The organism is Paraburkholderia sp. 31.1, from assembly GCF_014397645.1.
GTDB lineage: Bacteria > Pseudomonadota > Gammaproteobacteria > Burkholderiales > Burkholderiaceae > Paraburkholderia > Paraburkholderia tuberum.
Genome location: NZ_VZQN01000034.1, coordinates 13670 through 32482 on the forward strand (window position 1 = coordinate 13670; position 18813 = coordinate 32482).

The 18813-nt window shown below is 60.4% G+C and carries 18 protein-coding genes and 4 pseudogenes; 9 read left to right on the plus strand and 13 right to left on the minus strand.

The features are described from left to right. Positions 1–24 precede the first annotated feature (24 nt). Entirely contained in the window at positions 25–1104 is a 1080-nt protein-coding gene (locus F6X37_RS24600) for a hypothetical protein (RefSeq protein WP_187613092.1), read from the plus strand. A gap of 37 nt (positions 1105–1141) precedes the next feature. Here F6X37_RS24600 and F6X37_RS37080 read toward each other — a convergent pair. The 3 genes and pseudogenes from F6X37_RS37080 to F6X37_RS24605 all read right to left on the minus strand — a co-directional run. Then, positions 1142–1228 (minus strand): annotated as a pseudogene (locus tag F6X37_RS37080) (3-dehydroquinate dehydratase); the annotation flags it as partial. Further along, positions 1219–1374, minus strand: a pseudogene (locus F6X37_RS37085) (gfo/Idh/MocA family oxidoreductase); the annotation flags it as partial. The pseudogenes F6X37_RS37080 and F6X37_RS37085, both read right to left, overlap by 10 nt. Before the next feature lie 51 nt (positions 1375–1425). Then, on the minus strand, positions 1426–2829 hold the full coding sequence (locus F6X37_RS24605; RefSeq protein ID WP_187613093.1) for an MFS transporter: 1404 nt from the start codon (positions 2827–2829) through the stop codon (positions 1426–1428). Positions 2830–3059: 230 nt separating this feature from the next. On the opposite strand from F6X37_RS24605, the pseudogene F6X37_RS37090 reads away from it, so the two are divergent. After that, positions 3060–3324 (plus strand): annotated as a pseudogene (locus tag F6X37_RS37090) (LysR family transcriptional regulator); the annotation flags it as partial. 40 nt (positions 3325–3364) lie between these two features. Here the strand turns inward: F6X37_RS37090 and F6X37_RS24610 are convergent. From F6X37_RS24610 to F6X37_RS24625, 4 genes are all read right to left on the minus strand, one after another. After that, the gene (locus F6X37_RS24610; protein WP_187613094.1) at positions 3365–4714 is read right to left on the minus strand and encodes an MFS transporter; all 1350 of its coding nucleotides are present in this window, start codon (positions 4712–4714) and stop codon (positions 3365–3367) included. A 51-nt stretch (positions 4715–4765) separates the two neighbouring features. Further along, positions 4766–5344: an isochorismatase family protein gene (locus F6X37_RS24615; RefSeq protein ID WP_187613095.1), complete on the minus strand. Its 579-nt coding sequence runs from the start codon at positions 5342–5344 to the stop codon at positions 4766–4768. A gap of 45 nt (positions 5345–5389) precedes the next feature. After that, positions 5390–5842, minus strand: a complete 453-nt coding sequence (locus F6X37_RS24620) for a MarR family winged helix-turn-helix transcriptional regulator (protein WP_187613096.1) — start codon at positions 5840–5842, stop codon at positions 5390–5392. Positions 5843–5962: 120 nt separating this feature from the next. Beyond that, the gene (locus F6X37_RS24625) at positions 5963–6610 is read right to left on the minus strand and encodes a VTT domain-containing protein (RefSeq protein WP_187613097.1); all 648 of its coding nucleotides are present in this window, start codon (positions 6608–6610) and stop codon (positions 5963–5965) included. Between the two features lie 150 nt (positions 6611–6760). On the opposite strand from F6X37_RS24625, the gene F6X37_RS24630 reads away from it, so the two are divergent. Further along, entirely contained in the window at positions 6761–7288 is a 528-nt protein-coding gene (locus F6X37_RS24630; RefSeq protein WP_187613098.1) for a GNAT family N-acetyltransferase, read from the plus strand. 91 nt (positions 7289–7379) lie between these two features. On the opposite strand, the gene F6X37_RS24635 is transcribed toward F6X37_RS24630, so the two are convergent. Beyond that, a complete protein-coding gene (locus F6X37_RS24635; protein ID WP_187613099.1) occupies positions 7380–8438 on the minus strand; it encodes an alkene reductase in 1059 nt (352 codons plus the stop codon). 83 nt (positions 8439–8521) lie between these two features. Beyond that, on the minus strand, positions 8522–8824 hold the full coding sequence (locus F6X37_RS24640) for an ArsR/SmtB family transcription factor (RefSeq protein WP_018424976.1): 303 nt from the start codon (positions 8822–8824) through the stop codon (positions 8522–8524). Positions 8825–8960: 136 nt separating this feature from the next. On the opposite strand from F6X37_RS24640, the pseudogene F6X37_RS24645 reads away from it, so the two are divergent. Beyond that, positions 8961–9380, plus strand: a pseudogene (locus F6X37_RS24645) (transposase); the annotation flags it as partial. Between the two features lie 399 nt (positions 9381–9779). Here the strand turns inward: F6X37_RS24645 and F6X37_RS24650 are convergent. The 4 genes from F6X37_RS24650 to F6X37_RS24665 form a co-directional block, all read right to left on the minus strand. Then, the gene (locus F6X37_RS24650) at positions 9780–10685 is read right to left on the minus strand and encodes a GlxA family transcriptional regulator (protein WP_316251996.1); all 906 of its coding nucleotides are present in this window, start codon (positions 10683–10685) and stop codon (positions 9780–9782) included. 70 nt (positions 10686–10755) lie between these two features. Then, positions 10756–11019: a hypothetical protein gene (locus tag F6X37_RS24655; RefSeq protein WP_187613101.1), complete on the minus strand. Its 264-nt coding sequence runs from the start codon at positions 11017–11019 to the stop codon at positions 10756–10758. Between the two features lie 429 nt (positions 11020–11448). Then, positions 11449–11664 (minus strand): hypothetical protein, encoded by a 216-nt coding sequence (locus tag F6X37_RS24660; protein WP_187613102.1) that lies wholly within the window; start codon positions 11662–11664, stop codon positions 11449–11451. 93 nt (positions 11665–11757) lie between these two features. Next, positions 11758–13011 carry a glycosyltransferase WbuB gene (locus F6X37_RS24665; protein WP_090806297.1) on the minus strand — a complete coding sequence of 418 codons (1254 nt, stop codon included), beginning with the start codon at positions 13009–13011 and terminating at the stop codon, positions 11758–11760. Positions 13012–13646: 635 nt separating this feature from the next. On the opposite strand from F6X37_RS24665, the gene F6X37_RS24670 reads away from it, so the two are divergent. The 5 genes from F6X37_RS24670 to F6X37_RS24690 all read left to right on the plus strand — a co-directional run bounded on the left by F6X37_RS24670 (position 13647) and on the right by F6X37_RS24690 (position 18741). Beyond that, positions 13647–14462, plus strand: coding sequence for an aldo/keto reductase (locus tag F6X37_RS24670; protein WP_187613103.1), 816 nt, complete (start codon positions 13647–13649; stop codon positions 14460–14462). Beyond that, positions 14452–16002: a GMC oxidoreductase gene (locus F6X37_RS24675; RefSeq protein ID WP_187613104.1), complete on the plus strand. Its 1551-nt coding sequence runs from the start codon at positions 14452–14454 to the stop codon at positions 16000–16002. The genes F6X37_RS24670 and F6X37_RS24675 overlap by 11 nt, the downstream gene beginning before the upstream one ends. 66 nt (positions 16003–16068) lie before the next feature. Further along, positions 16069–16707, plus strand: coding sequence for a putative colanic acid biosynthesis acetyltransferase (locus tag F6X37_RS24680; protein ID WP_222944926.1), 639 nt, complete (start codon positions 16069–16071; stop codon positions 16705–16707). Continuing rightward, positions 16670–17539: a glycosyltransferase family 2 protein gene (locus F6X37_RS24685; RefSeq protein ID WP_187613105.1), complete on the plus strand. Its 870-nt coding sequence runs from the start codon at positions 16670–16672 to the stop codon at positions 17537–17539. The genes F6X37_RS24680 and F6X37_RS24685 overlap by 38 nt, the downstream gene beginning before the upstream one ends. A 50-nt stretch (positions 17540–17589) precedes the next feature. Further along, on the plus strand, positions 17590–18741 hold the full coding sequence (locus F6X37_RS24690) for a glycosyltransferase (RefSeq protein WP_187613106.1): 1152 nt from the start codon (positions 17590–17592) through the stop codon (positions 18739–18741). Positions 18742–18813 lie beyond the last annotated feature (72 nt).

The following is an 18813-nucleotide window of genomic DNA, read 5'->3' on the forward strand; positions in this document are numbered from 1 at the left end:
TCCAATCATTGGAAGAGAAGTCCCATGCCGTTGCCTCATCAGTCGTCCGCGTACGACGCCACGCCCAATACTCCGCTGAAACAGGCGGTTTTTCTGCACACGGGCTGGCGCAGCGCGGGCACGTGGGTGTGGTCGCGGCTGCGCGAACACGAGCGCGCGGCCGGTTTTTACGAGCCGCTCAGCAATGTGCTCGCCGATCTCAAACCCGCCGACTTGCCCGCCTCGCGGCCGACCTTGACCTCGGGGCACCCGCCGCTCGCCGCACCCTACTTCGACGAATACCGCCCGTTTCTGCGCGAAGATGCGCGCGGCGTGGCGGGTTACGACCGGCGCTTCAGCATCGATCGCTTTACGCGCGATCCCGATGCGACATTCCCTTCACTGCAGGCCTATCTGCGCGCGCTGAGCGAGCACACGATCGAGCAGGGCCGCGTGCCCGTCTTCAAGTTTTGCCGCACGGGCGGTCGTCTGCCGTGGCTGAAGCGCGCGTTTGCCGAGGCGCTGCACGTGGGCGTGCTGCGCAATCCCGCGTCGCAGTTCGCATCGGGTTGGATGCTGCGGCAGCAGTGGAGCAATGCGTTCTTTGTCGCCGCGCCGTTTCGCGTGCTCGGTCTGAATCAGATGGACCCGCTGGTGCGCGAAGCGATCGGCGTGTGCGGCGTACGCCTGCCGCCGCTACCGTCGATGCCCGATGACGCGTATGCCGTCGCCTGCGAGCAATTCGCGCGCACGGTGGACAGCGACAACGCGTATCGCGCGTTCATTGCGTTGTGGATCCTCTGCGCACTGCGCATGGGCGAGGGCGTCGATTTGCTGATCGATATGGAGCGGCTCGGCGAGTCGCGCGACTACGCGGCCGGTCTGCGCGCCGCGTTCGACGCGCAATGCGGCTTGTCGCCCGACTTCGCGAGCGCGCGCGATCTGGTCGAGGAAACGCGCCGCGGCGCGGCGCGTATGACGGGCATCGACGGCGGCGCGTTGCGCGCCGTGCATTCCGCTGCGCTTAAATTCCTGAAGGCGCAGGCGGGCATCGACGCGGCCTTCGTCGAGGCGGTGCGCCAGAAGATGGTGCTGGCCAACGAGTTGACCGAAACATGGCGCTAGCCGCGCGAGGCCAGCGCCGCGCGGCGCGTTCCCGTGGCTAGCCCGCCGCCGATACCGCCGCGCGCAGCCCGAGCAGATAGTTGTCCACGCCGAAACCGCAAATCTGTCCTTTGACCAGAGCGGCACGCCCGCCTCGGCCGCGAGCGCGGCGGCCGCGGGCGACGGGTCGACGATCGCCGACAGCGTGCACGCGTCGCTTTGCTGCGCGAGCGCCAGAGGGGCGCGGCCGATGTACCCCGCGCCGGCGACGGCGATCCGGGTGCGGTTCATGAGCGGGTTCCCTGAGAGTCCTGATCAAGACGCGTTAAAGGGCAAGCGGGCTCAAGCAGCGGCCTTTTTCGCGTCGGCCATGCTCTGCGCGCGCATTGCGTCGTAGCTGAGCTTGTCGAGCGGCACGACGTTCTTTTCGCCGAGGTCGCCAAGCCGCACACGGAAGTTCTCACGCGCGCTCCATGCGGCGATCGCGCAGACGATCGTGATGGCGAACGTGATCGCGCCGATCGTCAGCGGCACGTTGTGCGATCCCGGCGGCGCGACGTAGGCGAACAGCGCCGGCAGCAGCGCGGTGATCGTCGTGCCGATGTTCTGGCCGATCGCCATCGCGGAGACGCGCGAACGGGTCGGGAACAGTTCCGGATAGAAGCTCGGGAAGATCGCGTTGTAGCCTTGATAGATGACGCCCCACATCAGGATCGACACCACCATCGCAAGCGGCACGTTGTGGATGCTGATCGCGTACAGATACGCGAAAGAAAGCAGCCCTGCGCCGAGCGCGCCGACGATGATCGGCAGACGCCGCCCGATCCGGTCGGACAGATTGCCCACGTACGGAATCACCAGCACCGCGACGATGTTGCCGATCACCGGAATCCACAGATACAGGCTCTTCGAAAAGCCGATGCCGTACGACGGCTGCACCGCGTACGCCGCGCCGAAGATCGTCGCGACGACCGGGATCACGTTCATCAGCGAGCACAGCACGACGCGCAGCATGTCGCCCCAGTTGTACTTGAATGCTTCGACGATCGGCGAGCGCGGCACGCCGCCGCTCGCGTCCTCCTTCTCGAACGCAGGCGTTTCCTCGACTTCGCGGCGGATGATGTACCCGGCGATCAGCACGACCGCGCTGAGCAGGAACGGAATGCGCCAGCCCCACGCATTGAACGATGCGTCGTTCATGAAATAGGCGAGCGGCAGGAAGATCGCGGCGGCCAGAATCTGGCCGGCCTGCACGCCTTGCAGCGTGAAGCTCGCGTAAAAGCCGCGTCGCCCGAATGGCGCGTGTTCGAGGATCATCGAACTGGCGCCCGAGATTTCACCAGCGACCGCGAAACCCTGGATCAGTCGCAGCACGACGAGCAGCACCGGCGCGAGAAAGCCGACGTGCTGATAGGTCGGCAGCAGACCGACCGCCATCGTCGACAGACCCATCAGGAACATGCAGACGAGCAGTACGTTCTTGCGCCCGTGTGTATCGCCCCAGTGCCCGAGCACGACCGCGCCGATCGGCCGCGCGACGTAGCCGACGCCGTAGGTTGCGAGCGATGCGACGATCGCGATCCTGGGATTACCGGAAGGGAAGAACAGCTGAGGAAAGATCAGGGCGGCGGCCTGCGCATAGATGAAGAAATCGTAGTACTCGAGTGCCGAGCCGATCCAGCCGCTGGCGGTAGCCTTGCGCGCCTGCGAGCTATGCCCGCTGCTTGCCGATGCGTTCGTTTGCATGACGTCTCCTGAATGGGAAATGTTTTTGTCAGCTTCTACGGCTGAATCATTGGCGCCTTTAAACGGGCGCCGCGCAAGCCGGGATTTTCCTGGTCTCGTTGCCGCGGTGCGGCACAACGGGATGGATCGACGCGTGTCACGAGCTGCCGCGGCGCACTCCGGGTTAACCACGGCCTGAGTGCGCCGGGCATTGCATTCAAACCGGCTTCAAGCGACTGCCCCTTGCCCCGCTGTTTCGCGGCCGCGACGACCGCTTCGGGGTCTGGCGCCTGAGCGGGCCGCATGGCGAAAGGAGCGTGAAGGTGACGGGCACGGTCGCGTCGAATCTGAGCGACATCGTCGTGCAGTAGGCGAAGGAGGGATACGGGAGTGTGGGCGGTGACGGCCGAGCGCTTGTCGTCGTCGGCGCGGATTCAGGTGTGCATCGAGTTTCTCAGGGAGCAACTGACGCACGGACCGTGTGCACGGGTGACGCGCGGCGTGGGCGGACTCTGAGCTGCGCCTGCCAGGACCCGGTGCTCACACGCTTGCGCTTTTACACGCTCGAAGCCGTATCCTCTTCCGCCTCGTCCAGCTCGCTACGCTGAACCGTCGTTACGGAGTCGGGAATGACCGTGGTGGCCGTGACGGGCCGCGGATCTTCGATGCTGTAACGCAGGCGCCAGCCTTCGCGATAGAAACGCAGTTGCCGGTATCGCATCAGATAGACAAGTCCGACGAGCGCGGCGCCGAAGCCCGATGCAGCGCCGACGCCGAGCGCCCAGCGCGGCCCGAAACGGTCGGCGACCCAGCCGACCACCGGCGCGCCGAGCGGTGTGCCGCCGAGCGCGATCGCGAGCAGGATCGCGATCACGCGGCCGCGCATGGCCGGTTCGGTGGTCAGTTGCACGAGGCTATTGGTCGAGGTGGTGAAGGTCTGCGTGGACACGCCGATCGCGATCAGCACGATGCCGAACAGCACGTAGTTCGGCATCAACGCAGCCGCCGTGCAGCCGACGCCGAACATCGCGCCGGCGCCGAGCAGCAGCCCCATGGTGGGCCGCGCGCGGCGCGCGGCGAGCAGAGCGCCGGTGACCGAGCCAATCGCCATCGTCGAGCTGAGCACGCCGTACTCTCCCGCGCCCGCACGGAACTCGGTGACGGACATCGTCGAGATGAAGATCGGGAAGTTCAGGCCGAAGGTGCCGATCAGGAACAGCATCAGGAGCGCCGCCTTCAGATCGGGGCGTGTCCAGACATATTTGAAGCCTTCGACGAAGCTGCCGCGCGAGCGCACATTGCGCGGCTTGATATGTAACTGGTCCAGCCGCAGCATGCGCAGTGCACCGAGCACGGCGACGAACGAAAGCGCGTTGATCAGAAACACCCAGCCACTGCCCACCGACGCGATCAACAGACCCGCGACCGCTGGCCCGAGCATGCGCGCGGCGTTGAACGACGTGGAGTTCAGCGCGACGGCATTCGCGAGATCGCGTTCGCCGACGAGGTCGGATACGAAGGTTTGGCGTGCGGGGGAATCGAACGCGGTCACGCAGCCGAGCAGGCCCGCGAATACGTAGACCTGCCATAGCTGCACGAGCCCCGTGACCGTGAGCAGACCGAGCGCGAGCGCCAGCGTACCCATTGCCGCCTGGGTCGCGAACAGCAGCTTGCGGCGGTCGAAGTGATCGGCCGCGTAGCCGGTGAGCGGCAGCAACAGCATCTGCGGCCCGAACTGCAGCGACATCACGATGCCCACCGCCGTCGCGTTGTGATGCGTAAGCTCGGTGAGCACCAGCCAGTCCTGCGCCGTGCGCTGCATCCATGTGCCGATGTTCGAGACGATCGCGCCGCTCGCCCAGACACGATAGTTGAATATGCGCAGCGAACGGAACGTGGTGCTCACGGCAGGGGTTTCCTCAACGCGGGGTGGGGCGCATGCGGGTAGCGGCCCGCTTCAATTCAGGCTTTCAGCGCGCGAACGTTCGAGCAGATCGAGCACTTCCCGCGTCGTGCCGGTTTCGCCGAGGCGCGGGAAGATGCGCGTGATGCTGTTGGTGTGCGCGTCGGCGTTCAGATCGGTCATCGCGTCGACGACGAGCGTGACGTTCAGGCCCGCCTCGCTCGCGAAGCGCGCGGTCGATTCGACGCCGATGCTGGTCGCGACACCGACGAGCACCACTTGCGTGACGCCTTGCTGTTGCAGATACGCGGCCAGGTCCGTGTTCGTGAAGGCGCCCCACGTGCGCTTCGTGACCAGATGGTCCGACGGCTGCTGCTTCAGTTCGGGCAGAAGGTCGGCGAAATCGGGCGGGAAGTCGGCGGAGTGGCGACCCTGGTCGGTGCGGCCCGGTGCGCCGGCGGTGACGTTCACGAGCACGACGGGCAGGCCGTGGCGGCGGAACGCATCGAGCAGCGTAACCGAGCGTTCGACGATTTCGCGGGCCGGATGGGGGGCGGTGGGCAGCGCGACGATGCCGCGCTGCAGGTCGACGACGACCAGTGCGGTTTTGGCGTCGAGAGTCGTGAGTGCCATGAAGTGCTCCTGCGAGTGGCGAGACGCGTGTGCGCGAATCGCGAGTTACACATCGACGAGGCGTTTCAGCAGATCGACGCCCGTCGCGAGTTGTTGCTGTTCGGCTGCCGTGAAACGCGTTTGAATCGTGCGGTACAGCCAGTCTTCGCGTGCCGCGCGGCTTGCCTTGACCTTCTTGCGAAAGGAGGGTGTCAGCGACAGAACCGTCTGCCGTCCATCGTTAGGATCGGGCGTGCCGCTGACGAGCCCCGCGGCTTTCAGCACCGCGAGCGTTTCTCCCATCGACTGCGGCCGCATGCCGTGCGCACGCGCGAGCGAGGTGACGGTGGCCGGGCCTTCGCGTTCCAGCAAGTTCAGCACCTGCACCTGCGACGGCGTGAAGTCGCCGACATGCGACTCTTCGCGCAGACGCCGGCGCAGCTTGCCCGCCAGCACGCGCAGATCTTCGGCGAGCGTATGAAGTTCTTCCGGCGTAACTGCGGGAGGGGATTGGGTCATGCGGTGAACTCGTGCGATGACATGATGTGAAGGTTTCCTGATAAGGTTACCTTCGTATCTCGCCCGGGTCAAGTTTTGAGGTGGCGGGAGGCCGTACGCCGAAACGTCGCCACGATGGCCTCAGCGCGCCCGCATGCGCCGGTTGAAAAAGCGCCATACCGCTCCGCCGACGAGCATCGCGCCGCCGAGCGCGAGGCCCAGCAATACCAGCGAACTCAGATGCTCGCGCACCACCGGCACGTTGCCGAACAGATAGCCGCCCGCGATCAGCGAGACCACCCACAGCGCCGCGCCCGCGGTGACGAACGCGACGAAGCGTGAGAACGTCATGCGCGACACGCCCGCGGCGAACGGCGCGAACGTGCGCACCACGGCGATGAACGGCGACAGCAGGAAGGTCAGGCGGCCACGCGTCTCGCTGAACACGTGGGCGCGGCGCAGCGCATCGCGATTGAGCCAGTAGTAGTTGCGGATATAGACCTTGTCGCCGACCGCATGGCCGATCGCGTACCCGACGCTGCTGCCGGCCACCGTCGCGACGAACAGCACGGGCGCGATGATCCACACGTTCAACGCGCCGGTGGCCGCGAGCGCGCCGCAGATGAAGATCAGCGGATCGCCGGGCAGAAAGAACAGCGGCAGAAAACCGTATTCGACGAACACGACGACAAACAGCAGTGCGTAGATTGCCGTGCCGAACTGCACGATCAGCGCGCTCAGGTGCTGGTCGAGGTGCAGCGCGATCTGCAGCACATTCATCAGGTTCATCTTGGCGTGGCCTCGGGTGGCGTTCGGATGTGATGAGTGTAGTCCCGCGAGCATGCGTGCAGGGCGCTTGCGCGAGTTTATGCCATATGCCGCTTGTCGATGTTGCGGTGCCGATGTCAAACTCGGGCGGTCTTCATCGGACGCAACGCCATGTCGCACGATTCCGCCATCACTTTCCGTTTTGCCTCTTTGCACGAAGCCGAAACGATTCGTGCCATCGAATTCGAAGCGGGCCAGCGTTTCGTCAGCGTCGGCATGACCGGGATTGCCGACGCGCCGCCTATGGCGCGCGAGGTCGTCGAGCGCAAGATCGAGGCGCGCGAGATCATCGTCGCGCTCGACCAGCAGACGATCTGCGCGGGCTTCGTGATGTTCGAGCCGCAGCCGACGCGCATCTACGTTCAGGAGCTCGATGTGCTGAGCTCGCACGCGGGCAGGCGCATCGGCGCGGCATTGATCGAAGAGGTCGCGCGAATCGCGCGCGCGCGACAATTGACACAACTGGTGCTGTCGACCTATCGCGACGTGCCGTGGAATGCGCCGTATTACCGGCGGCTCGGGTTTCGCGATCTCGACACGTCGGAGCTCGACGCGGCGTTGCTCGCGCGGCGCGACGCGCATATCGCGCGCGGACTCGATGAATCGAAACGGGTGTTTATGCGGCGCGAGCTTGTCTAGCGCACAAAAAGCGGCGGGCGTGACTGGAATTCAGTCACGCCCGCCGCTTTGTCATTTCATACAGCGGACATGAGCCCGCTGTCGCTACCGATTACACCGTTTCGAGCGCCGGATAATCGGTGTAGCCGACTTCGCCGCGCGCATAGTACGTCGCCGGGACCGGCTTGTTCAGCGGCGCATCTTCAGCGAAGCGGCGCACCAGATCCGGATTCGCGATGAACAGCTGACCCCAGGCCACCGCATCCGCTTCACCGGAGTCGAGCACCTGCTGCGCGCTTTCCCTGGTGAACTTCTCGTTCGCGATATACGGGCCGCCGAACGCTTCCTTCAACTGCGGGCCGAGGCGGTCGTGGCCGAGCGCTTCACGTGCCGCGATAAACGCGATCTTGCGCTTGCCGAGTTCGCGCGCGACATAGCCGAACGTTGCGGCCGGATCGGAATCGCCCATCGTGTGCGCGTCGCGGCGCGGCGCGAGATGCACGCCGACGCGGTTTGCGCCCCACACGCTGATGCACGCGTCGGTGACTTCGAGCAGCAGACGCGCGCGGTTTTCGATCGGGCCGCCGTAGGCATCGGTACGCTTGTTGGTGCTGTCCTGCAGGAACTGGTCGAGCAGATAGCCGTTCGCGCCGTGCACTTCGACGCCATCGAAGCCCGCGGCCTTGGCGTTTTCCGCGCCCTTGCGGAACGCTTCGACGACACCGGCGATTTCATCGAGCTCGAGCGCGCGCGGCGTCACGAACGGACGCTCGGGACGCACGAGGCTCACGTGACCACCCGCCGCGATCGCGCTCGGCGCGACCGGCAGCTCGCCGTTCAGGAACACCGGATCCGAAATACGGCCGACGTGCCACAGTTGCAGGAAGATCTTGCCGCCCGCGTCGTGCACGGCCTGCGTGACGAGCTTCCAGCCTTCGACCTGCTCCTGCGACCAGATGCCCGGCGTTTCGGCGTAGCCGACGCCTTGCGGCGTGACCGATGTCGCTTCGCTGAGGATCAGACCGGCGCTCGCGCGCTCGGCGTAGTAGCGCGCCATCAACGCGTTCGGCACGCGGATTTCCTCGGCGCGCTGACGCGTGAGCGGCGCCATGATGATGCGGTTCGGCAGCGTGATATCGCCAATTTGCAGCGGATCGAAAAGAGTCGGCATAAGAGTTCACCTTTGGCGGCGGGCAAGGCCCGAGCCTCAAAAAACTGCGTGAAAAAGGAAGCGCGGCGATGCGAATGCGGCGCTCAGAGCTTCGTGTTCATGTATTCGAGGAACGCCTGAATGACGGGCTCGTTGCGTTTGAAAAACACCCATTGACCAACCCGTTTCGACGTGACGAGCCCCGCGCGCTGCAACGCGGCCAGGTGCGCCGACACGGTGGACTGCGACAGACCACAGCGCGAGTCGATCTTGCCCGCGCACACGCCGTGGTCGAGCGGCAACTCCTGATCGGCAAAATGCGCGTGCGGCTCGCGCAGCCAGCCGAGAATCTCCCGGCGGACCGGGTTGGCCAGCGCTTTGTGGATCGCGTCGAAATCGGGCGTCATGTGGATGGTTTTCAGGTGATTCGGCAACCGGCACGCCGCATGGCGTGCGCGACATGCATCGCTACAGAACGAATCATATATCGGAATTTAACGATATGCTTGAAAACACTACTGCGAATGGGGCGATAGGTATCGAATGCAGCAGGCAATGCTGGCGCTGCATCGCATGCGCGAGCAACTTGTGAAGTTCCGGACCATGCAAATCAACGGCTTGCGCGGACGGCTAACCGAGTACGGCGAAGTTACGGCTAAAGGACGGGCGTCGGTGCCGAAGCAGACCGGTTCGGGTGGCAAGCTAAACTTTCACGGCATAAGTAAGCGCGGCGACACATATTTGCGAACGCTGCTAATCCACGGTGCACGCAGTGTGTTGATAAATGCGAAAGAACCAGGCGCGTGGGTCGAGCAGATGAAAAAGCGGCGGCATCCGAACGTGGTGATTGTCGCACTGGCAAACAGAATGGCGCGCACGATCTGGGCGGTACTAGCCAATGATCGTCCGTACCAGAAGGGATACGTGAGCATACATCCAGCGGAAGTGGGAAACGTCTCGTAAGAAATTGACTCTGTTGAAGTGGAGCGTCGAAGGTTGCGTTGGCAATCGAGAGTGATGGCAACACAGGTCGGACCGTGATTCGCTAAACCTGAATGGCTCCAAGAGCTCCGAACTCGTGAGAAAAATGAGGTGCGGGTCAGCGGATTCCATAGTGGCCCGCAGCGGAAGAACCAGCTGCAGCAAGGCCGAATATACAGCTGCAACCCATCCTGTCCGTCTACGCACAAGAGAGCTTGCTCAAACGGGAGACGTTCATATACAAACTACTATCGGCAACTTGAAACAACGGTCGCCGAACTCGCATTAACTTAAACCAACCAGCCTTCACGATTCCCGGGGCGGTTCACCGGTGCGCTTGACGTGACTCCCCACTTGCGCATCTGGATTGCTGTTCGTACGTCAACTCTTTCGTCGACTCTGCGCCCGGAACTCAGTAGGCGACATCGAGAGCTCTTTACGGAAAAGCTTCGACAGTCTCTCTCCGTTGCTAAGACCGGTTCTACGAGCGATCTTGTCCACCGGAAGATCGCTGTTGGCGAGCAGCTTGCACGTAAGATCGAGCCGCGCACCAAGAAGGTACTTTGAAGGCGTAACACCGAGCTCCCGTTTGAACAGACGCAGGAAATTGCGCTCACTCATCGAAGACGTGCGCGCCGCATCGCCCACCGATATGGGCTTCGCGCAATTCTGGACGATCCAACGCGCCGACGCACGTGCTTTCTCGGCGAGCGTCTTTCCATCCATCTCTTCGAACGCGGGGGCCAATGTACGCCCGCCATCCGAGCCGAGACGGTCCGCCACGCGCGCGGCCAACTCCGCTCCCAGATCCATCTTGAGCAGTGCGAGCGAGGTCACCAAAGCCTGATCGCGATCATGCTCCGCAGCGCTCGCGGATAACGATCGGAGACGGATATCATGCTTCATCGAAGGCCAATCGCGCCGCGCCACGCCGGCAGCCGACAAAACCATGTGCCCATTCCCGATCGCGGTGACACGGACGCCTCTTGCACAAACCAGTCGCAACAGATCAATGAGGTTGTCGTCGACGGAGGCGTGCGCGACACCACTTCCGCTGGGAACGAAGAGGTTGTCGAGACGATCGAAATCGCGCGTGGAAAAATGCTCTGTCCAAACCATCATCGATGACGAGCACGCAACCGCTCCACCGCCAGCCGAGATGAGGTTCACGCGATATGTCACGGAATGATTCGAACTTTGCGATTGTAATTCATTAGCGACATGCAGAGCTTCGGCGAGCGTGCCGGCGTCCAGCAACGAAAATCCGTCATACAAAATAATCGCCACGTGCTTCACGATTGTCGAACACTGAACAGACCGAATGTCCTGTCTCGGACAATCAAGCGGTGCTAGCGCGTCAGATAAGATTGGCGTCATGCGGCCTCCAGTTCGGCAGGTTTCTATTCGTCACACGGAAAAAAGCCAGGATTTCCATGTGGTGTCGGACTTCGATTCTCTCGTTTTCAGATTTATCCTTGCCGTTTTTAGTCGACAAGGTTTCAGGCGAGAAAAATACGTTGCCGAAGGGCGGTGATGCAAGCCCGGCATCCAGGTCGCGGCGCGCGATAAAAACGACTGCCAGCGGAAAATGCAGCGGCCTTGCCTCAATGTCGAGATGCAAGGTGTCCGCTTCAAAATAGCGGAGGCGTCACTGCAATATGGGCAGTAACCCCGGTAATCAGAAAGAAAATAGTAATAACAAGCAATGAGAACCAGCGAGGTTCCCATATATCGGTATTCCTGGTTCAAGCGCATTCTTCATATAGTAGACTTTGAAAATAAACTGGCGAGATAATAAGCAGTTGTGCCACGTAAATATCGTTACACGCCATAACTTACCGCGTGAAAAAAAATCGCACCAATTACTTTCAACCTTTATCGGCCGGACAGGGCTAAGTTTTGACTTAATGAAACTACGGCGCGTTAAACTGGCCGCATACCTTGGTGAGTTAGTAGGGAAGGTCTGCAAAAGTCCTGGTGTTGACGTCTTGGTGGACGAAAAGCGCTGCAAGGCGAAGCCGCTTCAGATCTAGTCCCGGCTGCTTCAGATCTAGTCCCGGCTAATACATCCGATTGAATCATCCATGCCCATGGCTTCACCGAGTCTCGTGACCGCAACGATACAAATCCGGTCTCCGGCCTCTTCAAGCGTGATGGTCTGTTCTTTGTAGGCCAGTGCGATCGCCTCCACTGCACGCATAAAGAACTCCGACTCCTCATCCGTCCAGTCTACGGGAAGGTCAGCACTAAGCCATTCTGAATTCATCCCTGCCTCCTTAGGATACCTTGTGAGGTCCACGAAGCAAGCTGGATCTCGCTCATTTGCGCTAGCACCGGATCCGAAGACTGTTAAGTGGGCCTACGTCGTCGCGCGGTCTCCGAGGTCTCGTTTGCCGAGAACTGAGCTGCGAAGCCGTGCCTCAAACTGGAGGAGAATCGTTTCTTTCGAGAAATTGGATGCGGCGTATTGCCGTCCGAGGGTGCCAAGGCGCTCACGAAGCGACGGGTCGTCGGCGAGACGAAGGATGGCGTGTGACAATGCCGTGAAAGAGCCGGGCTCGACTGCGACGCCGACCGAGTTGATGACGCTCCATAACTCGGTACCTTCATTCGCAGTCGCAATTACCGGTCGGCTGCTCGACAGCATTGGGCCAAGCTTCGAAGGCATGACGAGATCCGCGGCGCCCGCAAGCTGTGGAAGGACGTGTATGTCCGCAGCCGATAGCAATTCATTGAACCGCTCTTTAGGTTGCAGCCCGAGAAACTTGACGTTCGGTACGTCACGGGCCTTTTCGAGCAGGACATCTTTTGCTGGTCCAGCGCCACAGATCAGGAACATGATGTCCGCGCGCCACGTGAGAAGCTTTGCAGCGTCGACAATGATTTCCAGACCTTGCTTCAGTCCGAGATTGCCTGAGTAGAGGACGACCAGCGCTCCGTGGCCGATGGTGAGCTGCGCGCGATAGGGGTTGTCCGTGCTGTTTGGATGCGCGTGTTGAGTATCGACCCAGTTGGGAAAGGTGAAAGCTTTTTCCGAGGAGACCCCCTTCTGCACGGCGAGCCGTGTCATCGCTGCGGAGGGTGTCGAGACGACGTCGGCGCGTGACATCAACCATCTTTCCACGCGCAAAGCCAGCTTTCTTGCGACATGGCCTTTCAGTATGCCCAGTCGAAACGCTGCGTCGACTTCGTAGTCCTGTACATGAAGCCAACATGAGGCGCTGGCGACGCGGGCGGCGAACAACGCGACGGGAGACGCGAACAAAGGTGGCTCTACGAGCCACACGGCGTGCGGACGCCACGCGATCTGCCACAGAGCGGCCGGACTCGCGAAGACCGCGAAGCTCATCAGATGTAGCACGCGCTTCAGACCCGACGGGCGCTTGGGGCACCAGAAGGGAACGCGTATGACGGAAACGTTGTTGATTTGCTCAGTCGAGTACGTCAACGCGTTATAGCCAGCCTTGATGCGCCACTCAGGATAGTATGGAGACGCGGTTATCACGCGTATCGTGTGTCCCTGTAATGCGAGCCACTCCGCAAGCTCCGCGGAGTACTTTCCCACCCCTGTCACCTCTGGGGCATAGTTGAGCGAGATTATCAGCACTTTCATTGAGTAATCCACATCTTGGGAAAAAGAAGATCAAGTCTGCGTTGGGCACGGGAACGTACGACCCATGCGTTCGGACTCTGATGGAGGCTATCGTTCCGTGGCTTGCTCGCAGTCGCATTCGTATTCGCGTTGTGTCAAAGCTGCGCGTTCGCCTTTTGATTCGAAGATCGCAGATATCAAATTGCCCGGTCGGACAAATGCTTGTCGTGCCTCGCCTAGATGGGCTTCGCCAACGAGGACATATGATCGCAAGTCGTGTGGGCGCAGGAGGCCTGGTGCCGGTCTCTTGCCACTCGCGGTGGGCGAAAGCCGACAACTTCTTGCCGATTTCCGTCTTGACCGGGGGCATCAGGGCGCGGCGCTTATATTCCTTTTACGTCGACAAGATTCAAGTTCGCTACATGCGATCGCGTGAACACGCTGTGCTAACCCATCCAGTGCTCGGTATACAGCGGATTTGACGGAGAGCTCGTACAACCATGCCATGGATACTGACACGGTTAATCTGGCGGACTACGCACAGACCTTACTAAGGAACTGACGTCTTATCGCCGCGGTAACGCTGATCGTGGGTAGAACATTCTCGTCATTCAATTCAAGGCGCGGGCTTGACGAGCATTTAGCGGGAGCTAATCGTGCAAAGCGTTCAGTTGACCGGGACTCCCATCGTACTTTCGAGATTCATATTCGGCACCGCCAGTCTTTTCAACAGTGGCTCCGAAAAAGCAAGGCGACGACTATTATTCTCTGCGGTGGACGCCGGGTTCACCCATTTCGACACGGCCCCCTACTATGGCTTTGGCTTGGCCGAGCGCGATCTTGGCCACGTTCTCAAAGCACGACCGGAGGTCACTGTCACCACCAAAGTCGGTATCTATTCGCCCGGCGGCGAGGAGCAAAGCGGGGCCGCTGTTTTTGTTCGCAAGGCGACAGGGCGCTTTATAAAGACCATCTCGGGTCCAACGGTGGATTTCTCAGTCGCCCGAGCGAAGAGAACACTCGAGGGCAGTTTGCGTCGTCTGAAGCGTGACTCTATCGACATCTACGCGCTGCACGAGCCTGAACTTTCCCTGCTCAATACTGATGAATGGTTAAAATGGCTCGAGAGTCTCCTACGCGACGGAACGGTCCGTACTTTCGGCCTCGCGCTAACTACGGATAAGGTCGAACCGTTCCTCGCTGCCGGCTCCGAACTGACCCGTTTCATTCAGGTCCACGACAGTCTCACCGGTCGCGAGGCTGACGTACTGACCTGCTACCGCAAGCCCTTCCAGATCACTTATGGTTATGTCTCCGCGTCCCGCAAGGAGGGGGCGCCGCTGTCCGTGACAGAGGTTCTGCGTCGGGCACTACTTCGCAATACCAATGGCGCAATCATCGTGAGCACGAAGCAGTTGGCCAGGCTGCAGCAATATGCCCGGCTCGTGGAGGAAACGGCCGATGCTCAATGACCTGGGCGGGCAGGGCGCGATTTCGCGGGCAGCCGATTTCATAGTCATCGGCGCGGGAACCGTCGGCCTACCGATCAGCGTACTACTGGCGCGGAAGACAGGCGCAACCGTCATCTGCCTGGAAACCGGCGGATTGCGCCAGGAAGAGGACACGCATCCGCTCAATGAAGTCGTCCAGCAGGGGATGTTCTACAAGGGCGCCTCGCACGGACGCTTCCGATGCCTGGGCGGTACCTCGATGCGATGGGGCGGTGCCCTCATTCCCTTCCAAAACTCTGATCTCTGCAATGCCCACTGGCCGATCTCACTCGATGAACTAACCCCTTTCATCGGTGACGTCGAGCGGCTATTCTCCCTGGAGCCGGGCCCGTATTCCGACGTCTCCTTTCCGTTCGAACTCGGTGGGACCCATGTCAATCGTCTCGCCAAGTGGCCAGAATTCCGGAAGCGCAATGTAGCGGCGTTGTTGGACGCTGACGTCGCTGCGGCAGCCAACCTTCAGGTCTGGTTGAATGCCCATGTCGTCAACATCAAAACTCAGACTGAAGGCGTCCGACTGGAAGCGGTATCGCCAAATGGTGACAGGCTAGCTATTTCGGGGAGGAAGCTCATCGTCGCCGCTGGCGCAATCGAAACAACCCGTCTGGCATTGCTAATCGACCGTCAGAACAATGGAGCCGTCTCCGCCCTTACGTCTGCGCTCGGTCATAACTTCACGGATCATATTTCCGCAGAAGTAGCGGAAATCGTCGCCTCCGAAAGCGCTTTGCTAAATAAGATCGTCGGCTTTCGATTCGGCGCCGCCGGTTCAATGCGCAATATTCGTTTCGAGCTAGCGCCACAAGCGGAGGCGCGGCGGCATCTGCCGCCAGGTTTCTGCCACATCGGGTTCGAGGTTGAGAAACCCGGTGGCTTTGATGTGCTACGGGAGATATTCCGGAATGTACAGCGTCGTAAGTCACCGCCGCCACGAGTAATGTTCGATTTGATTGCGAATACCCCCTGGCTTGCGCGCGCCATGTGGTGGAGGCTCGTGAACAAACGTCTACTGTTTCCCGCCCACTCGCGCCTGATTGTCCATGCGGTGGTTGAGCAGCTTCCATCTCCCAACAATCGTATCACTCTCAGCGATACGTGCTGCGACCGCTTCGGCTTGCCACTCGCTGAGATCAACTGGAGGTTGTCCGCGGAAGACAAAGAAAACGTAATCGAGACATCGGAACTATTTAAAAGAACTTGGAGAACGAGCAAATTCGCCTCGCTTGGCGTATGGAAATCGATCGAGCCACAGCAAATCTGGGCCAACATCGATAACGCAGAAGGCATTTTCCATCCCACAGGTTCGACTCGCATGGGTGCTTGCCCCGCCGATGGCGTGGTGGACAAAAACCTCAACCTCTTCGGTGTCGCGAATGTCCAGCTGCTTGCCACATCAGTCTTGCCGACGGGAGGTGGGGCGAATCCGACTATGATGCTCCTGCTGCTGGGGATGCGATGTGTCAATCAGCACGCTGCCGGCAGCACCCCGCCAAAAGCTTGATGCTTTCCGCCAACCGCGGGTATTGAGCCGTGTGGACGCTACGATGGTCCGTTGAGAGAGGAGTCTATGCCTAAAGATGCAATCAACCGGGAAGGCGTTCGTCCGAGCATAATCCTGAAAGGCGTGAATTCGAGACAGGGACCTTCATTTTCGTTGTCGAACAGATTTCTGAGGGTTCTTTGGGGCGTCATCTATATCGTCTTCTTCGCGCCGACGCCGCGTGTCTTTCATGCGTGGCGTCGCTGGATTCTGCGACTATTCGGGGCCACTATAGGCGCAGGTGTTCACGTCTATCCGCGTGTGCGCATCTGGGCGCCATGGAATCTTTCGATCGGCGACTTTACAGGCGTTGCCAATGGAGTGAACTTGTATTCCATCGAACGCATCACGTTAGGTGAGCGTTGCACGATATCGCAGGGCGCGCAGCTCTGTACAGGAAGTCACGACTACAACCATCCGACGTTTCAGCTAACGGCAAAGCCGATTATTGTCGGATCGGACGCGTGGGTGTGCTCTGAAGTCTTCGTTTGCCCTGGCATTCATATCGCGCCGGGAGCGGTTGTAGGCGCGCGATCAGTGGTAACGCGGAGTCTGCTGGATGAGTGGACTGTGTATGCCGGCATGCCAGCACGGAAGATTTCTCTTAGAGTCAAGCATGGAGAGCCCAATGAGCAAAGTGTCTGTACTAGTGCTGACGAAGAATGAAGAACAGGATTTGCCTGGTTGTCTTGAGACCGTCATCGGGTGGTCCGACGACATCCACGTATTTGATTCGCTCAGCACAGACGGGACCGTCGCGTACGCTCGCTCGGTATGCGCGAACGTGATCTCCAGACCATTCGACGACTGGTCCACTCACCAGAACTGGGGATTGAAAAACATCCCATTCAAGCACGAATGGGTGCTGTATCTGGATGCCGACGAGCGCGTTCCCCCATTGCTCGTACCGGAGATTGAAACGGCGGTCTCGAACGCCGGCGATGCGGTGGCGTTTCAGATTAGACGCCGCGATTTCTTCGATGACAGATGGCTCAGGCACGTGCAGGCTTCACCGTACTTCGTTCGGCTTTTCAGGCCCCAGCATATCCACTATGAACGGCTCGTCAATCCCGTCACCGTGGTGGATGGCAAGACTGGCCGGCTCGACGGCTATCTCGATCACTTCCCTTTCAGCAAGGGGCTATCGCACTGGCTTTCACGGCATAACGCCTACAGTTCGCTGGAAGCAGATCAGTTCCTTCGCAATAAGGCGAACGGCAACAAGTTCAGCCTTTCCAAGGCGCTGTTTGCGGCCGATTTCCAGACTCGCCGCTATCATCAAAAGCGCCTGTTCTACCAACTTCCATGCCGCCCGGTGATCAAGTTCGTTCTACTTTACTTGGTTCGTCGAGGCTTCCTCGACGGACACCCGGGCTTGGTGTATGCGACGCTGCAGTCGGTCTATGAGTACTTCATCGTTCTGAAAGTCAGGGAGAAGATGAGGGCGGCGAGAACGCAAGTCGATCGCCCTACGTTAAGCGAAGAATTGAAGAGTTGAACCGCGCATGCGCGTTATGATGAATGTCAGTTTGAGCCGGAGATCCCGCCTTGAGAACCCTTCACATTATCTCGTCAATCGAGCGAAGATATGGTGGTCCTGCTGAGGCGCTCAAACGGCTCGCGACGGAGCTCCGGCTTTCCGGACACACTACCGACATTGTCTGTCTTGACTCATCTATTGATGCTGACAAATCGGACGACAATGCTTTCGATCTGGTTGTCAGGCTAGGCCACCACGCTGGCAAATACGCGCTCAACTTCAGGCTTGTTGGGTGGCTGACACAGCATGCGAACAAGTACGATGCAATTATCGTAGACGGCATATGGCAGTTCCACAGCGCGGCGGCCGTTCTTTCGCTTCTTCCGAAAAAGATCCCATATTTCGTGATGCCGCACGGCATGCTCGATCCATGGTTCAACATCGGCCGCCCGTTGAAACATGCCAAGAAGCTAGTCTATTGGATATTTGTGGAGCGTCATGTCATCAGCAATGCGAAGGGGGTTCTCTTCACCACCGACAGTGAGCGCGAACTGGCGCGCCTGGCGTTTCCGCTGTACAGGGCGAAGGAGCTGATGATGATGATTGGCACGGCACCGCCACCTTCGACGGAAAACTTGGACGTTGCGCAGCGGCATTCGCTAGCGACGCCGGGCAAGATTATCCTCTTTCTCGGGCGAATTCACGAGAAGAAGGGCTGCGACTTGCTAATCCAGTCGTTTCGCGATCTCCAGAACTTGAGCACCGACTATCGCCTCGTCGTCGCAGGCCCCGATGATCATGGACTCGGGGCGAGATTGCGTCGCGAGGCCGTGCGGCTCGGCATCGCGGATCGTGTCAGCTGGCCTGGCATGGTAACGGGGGCGCACAAGTGGTCCCTGCTGCGCGCTGCCGACGTCATGGTTTTGCCCTCGCATCAGGAAAACTTCGGCGTGGTGGTGGCCGAAGCACTAGCGTGCGGCGTGCCGGTGCTCTTGACCGACAAGGTCGGAATCTGGCAGGAGGTCATTGCCGATGGAGCCGGGTTCGTGGACGACGACACGCGAGAGGGTATCACCCGCCTTCTGACGCAATGGGCAATGCTGCCGGACGACGAGAAGGTTGCGATGCAATGTTCGGCAAAGCGGTGTTTCAACAATCGGTTTCATATCTCCAGAGTCGCGCAGAACTATATCGCGTTGATGAGCAAGCAGGTCGCGTAAGCATTTCTGCTTTAACACACGCGTGCAGGATGGCTGTCGCAGGAAGTTGAGTTCGTCAGCGCGATTTTACGC